3 protein-coding genes are annotated in these 4,722 nt (G+C 54.7%); all 3 read left to right on the plus strand.

Going from position 1 to position 4,722, the window contains the following annotated elements; all coding sequences use genetic code 11:
- Nucleotides 1-486 precede the first annotated feature (486 nt).
- From CFR80_RS16965 to CFR80_RS19050, 3 genes are read left to right on the plus strand one after another with little or no spacing between them, the layout of a single operon-like run.
- On the plus strand, nucleotides 487-687 hold the full coding sequence (locus CFR80_RS16965) for a type II toxin-antitoxin system Phd/YefM family antitoxin (protein ID WP_110507767.1): 201 nt from the start codon (nucleotides 487-489) through the stop codon (nucleotides 685-687).
- An 8-nt stretch (nucleotides 688-695) separates the two neighbouring features.
- Nucleotides 696-3,725, plus strand: a complete 3,030-nt coding sequence (locus CFR80_RS16970; protein ID WP_110507768.1) for a type I restriction endonuclease subunit R — start codon at nucleotides 696-698, stop codon at nucleotides 3,723-3,725.
- Nucleotides 3,715-4,674 carry a restriction endonuclease subunit S domain-containing protein gene (locus tag CFR80_RS19050; RefSeq protein ID WP_146221692.1) on the plus strand — a complete coding sequence of 320 codons (960 nt, stop codon included), beginning with the start codon at nucleotides 3,715-3,717 and terminating at the stop codon, nucleotides 4,672-4,674. The genes CFR80_RS16970 and CFR80_RS19050 overlap by 11 nt, the downstream gene beginning before the upstream one ends.
- Nucleotides 4,675-4,722: the final 48 nt, after the last annotated feature.

Consider the following 4,722-nt stretch of genomic DNA (forward strand, 5'->3'; position numbering starts at 1 on the left):
GGTAGCGCCAGTTGCAAATTCCCCATAACTGAGTCCCGGTGTCGCGGGTTCGGTCTTCCCAGACTTTCGTACGCCTCGCGGCGCCCGAAACCCTTCAGGTAAAAGGAAGGTCCGGTTTGGAGCGCCCAGACATGTTTTCTGCCGTTCGTTCGACTATGTGTGACGACCGCTGCGCGCCCCAACTCTGTCGCTGCAAGTCCAAGGTCTATATTCGATAGCACACATTCCCACACAAGAAAGTTTTCGGTGAGGCAAGGCGCATGTGCGCCCGTAGTTACCGGAAGAGAGGGACACAGCTCGATATTGCGACAGTGCGGTGGCGAGGAACGGGCGTTCCTTTTCCACACGAGTAGAGCATCAAGCCATAGTGCAAGTTAGGGCGAGCCGTGAGCTCTGCTGGAGAGCCAGCATGATATAGGGCAACACCCTATTGCCCATTTGGCCAAAATGGCCATAAAATACCTTGTCCCCGATTGAGGCAGGTCGATGCAAACATTAAGTGCAAAAGATGCCAAATACGGCTTCGGCCGACTTATCGACCTCGCCCGTGTCGAGCCCGTGGCTGTGGCTAAACATGGAAGGCCAGTTGTAGTGGTAATGGCTGTCGAGGAATATGACCGATTGAGAGGTATCGAAATGGGCTGCGTGAAGCGCGACCGAAATGCGAACGACACGCCGCAATCATGAGTGCTCCGATGCCAACAGGTCAGGCCGAACGCGATCTTGAAGAGGCCTTTGTGGCTAAATTGGAGAGCCTCAAATACGAGTATCGACCTGATATCCGTGACCGAGTTTCTCTAGAGTCAAACTTCAGGGCGAAATTCGAAGCCCTGAATCGGGTGAACCTAACCGATGCAGAGTTTCAACGCCTGCTGGACGAAATCGTCACGCCAGATGTCTATATGGCCGCGCGTATCCTTCGTGAGCGAAACAGTTTCACCCGTGATGATGGGACGCCGCTGAACTACACGCTCGTCAACATCAAAGACTGGTGCAAGAATTCCTTTGAGGTAGTCAACCAGCTCCGCATCAACACAGACAACAGCCACCATCGCTACGACGTTATTCTCCTGATAAACGGCGTGCCCGTCGTTCAGATTGAACTCAAGACCCTCGGCATAAACCCGCGTCGTGCCATGGAACAGATCGTCGAATACAAGAACGACCCTGGGAACGGGTATACCAAGACGATCTTGTGCTTTCTCCAGCTCTTCATCGTTAGCAACCGGGACCGGACATTTTATTTCGCGAACAACAATGCGCGCCATTTCGCCTTTAATGCTGAGGAGCGCTTTCTGCCGGTCTACGAGTTTGCCGATGTAGACAACAAAAAGATTGTTCACCTCGATAGCTTTGCCGAGACTTTCCTCGTCAAATGTACCCTCGGTCAGACGATCAGCCGTTACATGGTTCTGGTGGCAGGAGAGCAGAAGCTTCTGATGATGCGGCCTTATCAGGTCTACGCCGTGAAAGCGATTGTCAATTCTATCGCTCAGGACTGCGGTAATGGTTACATCTGGCACACAACGGGCAGTGGCAAGACGCTCACCTCCTTCAAGGCGTCCACGCTGTTGAAAGACAATCCTGACATCGAAAAATGCCTCTTCGTCGTGGACCGAAAGGACCTCGATAGGCAAACGCGCGAGGAGTTCAACAGGTTCCAGGAAGGTTGCGTGGAGGAAAATACAAACACCGCCGCCCTCGTCCGGCGCCTTCTCTCCGACGACTATACCGATAAGGTCATCGTCTGCACGATTCAGAAGCTTGGCCTTGCGTTGGATGAAAACAGCAAGCGCAACAGGCAGCAGAAAAAAGACGGCAAGAAAAGCTTCAAAGAACAGCTTGAACCCCTGCGCAACAAGCGCATCGCCTTCATTTTTGACGAATGCCATCGGTCGCAGTTCGGCGAGAACCATAAGGCCATCAAGGAGTTTTTCCCGCGGGCGCAGCTCTTCGGCTTCACCGGAACGCCCATCTTTGAGCAGAACGCTGTACAGCAAAAGATCGAAGATACACAGGCGAGTATGAAGACGACGGAAGACCTCTTCCAGAAGCGCCTTCACACCTACACCATCACCCACGCCATTGAGGACGGAAATGTCCTTCGGTTCCATGTCGACTACTTCAAGCCGCAGGGCAAGACGCTGCCCAAACCGGGCGAGCCGCTGGCAAAGCGGGCGATTATCGAGGCAATCCTGTCCAAGCACGACGCGGCCACCGGTCAGCGCCGGTTCAACGCGTTGCTTGCCACGTCATCAATCAATGACGCCATCGAATATCACGGGCTTTTCAAGATCATACAAGCTGAGAAGCAGGCCGCTGATCCCAGTTTTCAGCCGCTGAACATCGCCTGCGTTTTCTCTCCGCCTGCCGAGGGCGATCCTGACGTAAAGCAGATTCAGGAAGACCTTCCGACGGAGAAGGAAGACAACGCGGTTGAGCCAGAGAAAAAGAAGGCGGCGCTCAAGGTGATCTTCGCGGATTACAACGCCAACTACGGCACAAACCACAAGATCGGCGAGTTCGACCTGTATTATCAGGATGTGCAAAAGCGTATCAAAGACCAGCAATGGCCCGAAGCTGACCTGCGGAAAGCCTATCCCAATGCACCACACCACAAGATCGACATCACAATTGTCGTCGACATGTTGCTGACAGGCTTCGACTCCAAATTCCTGAACACCCTATACGTCGACAAGAACCTCAAGCATCACGGCCTGATCCAGGCCTTCTCGCGGACCAACCGCGTGCTGAACGCCACCAAGCCCTATGGCAACATCCTCGACTTCCGCCAACAGCAGACTGCGGTCGATGCCGCCATCGCCCTCTTCTCCGGCGAGGCGGCCGCCGAAAAGGCTCGCGAAATCTGGCTGGTCGACAAGGCACCCATGGTTATTCAGAAGCTGGAAACTGCCGTCCAGAAGCTCGACACCTACATGAAATCACAGGGCCTCGACTGCGCCCCCGATGCCGTGCCGAACCTCAAGGGCGACGCCGCCCGCGCGGCCTTCATCGAGCATTTCAAGGAGGTCCAGCGGCTTAAGACCCAGCTTGACCAGTACACCGACCTGACCGAAGAGAACCGCACCACCATCGAACAGGTCCTGCCGCGCGACAACCTTCTCGGCTTCCGCGGCGCCTATCTCGAAACGGCCCAACGCCTTCGGGCGCAACAGGGCAAGGGCGCGGACAAGCCGACGCCCGAAGCCGACCAGTTAGATTTCGAGTTCGTCCTCTTTGCATCTACCGTCATCGACTATGATTATATCATGGGCCTGATCACCCGCTATTCCGAGGCAACGCCCGGCAAGCAGAAGATGAGTCGCGAGGAGCTGATCGGCCTGATCCAGTCCGATGCCAAGTTCCTGGACGAGCGTGAGGATATCGCCGCCTACATCGCCACACTAAAGGCGGGCGAGGGCTTAAGCGAAAAGGCCATCCGAGACGGTTACAGCCGCTTCAAGGGGGAAAAGAACGCGGCGGAACTGGCAGGGATCGCTGGTAAGCACGGGCTAGCCACTGAGGCGCTGCAAGACTTTGTCGACACCATCCTGCAACGCATGATCTTTGATGGTGAGGCGCTGACCGATTTGATGGAACCCCTCGGCCTGAACTGGAAAACGCGCAGGGTGAAGGAACTGGACCTGATGGCCGACCTGATGCCGCTTCTGTTGAAGCGTGCCGGTGGGCGCGAGATTTCGGGGCTCAGCGCTTATGAGCAGTAAATCGAAATCTTCACCAACGCAGGATGGCGGCAACTCGATAGCAACGCCCACGCTACGTTTTCCCGAGTTCCATGGTTTTGAAGGATGGAAGGCAACCCATCTCCGGAAACTTGCTCGGCCTGTAACCGAGAGGGCGACAGCAAAAGACGCCGACAGCGTTCTGAGTCTATCGGGAGAGTATGGCCTCGTACTGCAAAGTGACTACTTCGGCAAAAAAATCGCCGGAGACAGTACAGGACGCTACCTGAAAATTCACCGAAATGACTTTGTCTACAACGACCGGACAACCAAGGCTTCATCCTTCGGAACAATCAAACGACTTTCCAAGTATCCGGGTGGGATCGTTTCGCCTATCTACAAGTGCTTTTGCTTTCATGCGGATGAGAACCCAGTATTCTGGGAGTGGTATTTTGAATCTGGAAGCCATGATCCGGCGTTGGGTAGATTAATCAACGAGGGGGCGAGAGCAGGTCGTTTTAACATCTCCGTCACTCAATTTCTTTCGACTGAAGTTTGGCGACCAGACAAGAACGAACAGAAAAAGATCGCCGACTGCCTGGACTCGGTGAACGCGCTGATTGCCGCGCAGGGGCGGAAGGTGGAAGCGCTGAGGGCTCACAAGAAGGGCCTGATACAGCAGCTTTTCCCCCAGGAAGGCGAAACCCAACCCCGCCTCCGCTTTCCTGAGTTCGAGGGAAAGCGGAGTTGGAAAGAAAGAAAGCTCAGTCAGATCGTGGAGGTTTCCTCTGGCCAAGTTGATCCGACAGAGTCGCCTTATTGCGACATGCCGCATATCGGAGGTGAGAACATTGAATCTGATAATGTTCGCCTTGAGCCGGGTAAACCTGCGCTGGAGCTTGGTCTGATAAGTGGGAAGTATCTCTTTGATGGCGGCCATAGAAGTGGTCCCCATTTTTCGGACAGGGCGATAAGCTATCATCTGGCCTGAACGAGGACGTGTTTTATGGGCAAGGTTACGCGGAAACGGTATGCGGCG

It is taken from the genome of Komagataeibacter oboediens, from assembly GCF_003207815.1.
GTDB lineage: Bacteria > Pseudomonadota > Alphaproteobacteria > Acetobacterales > Acetobacteraceae > Komagataeibacter > Komagataeibacter oboediens.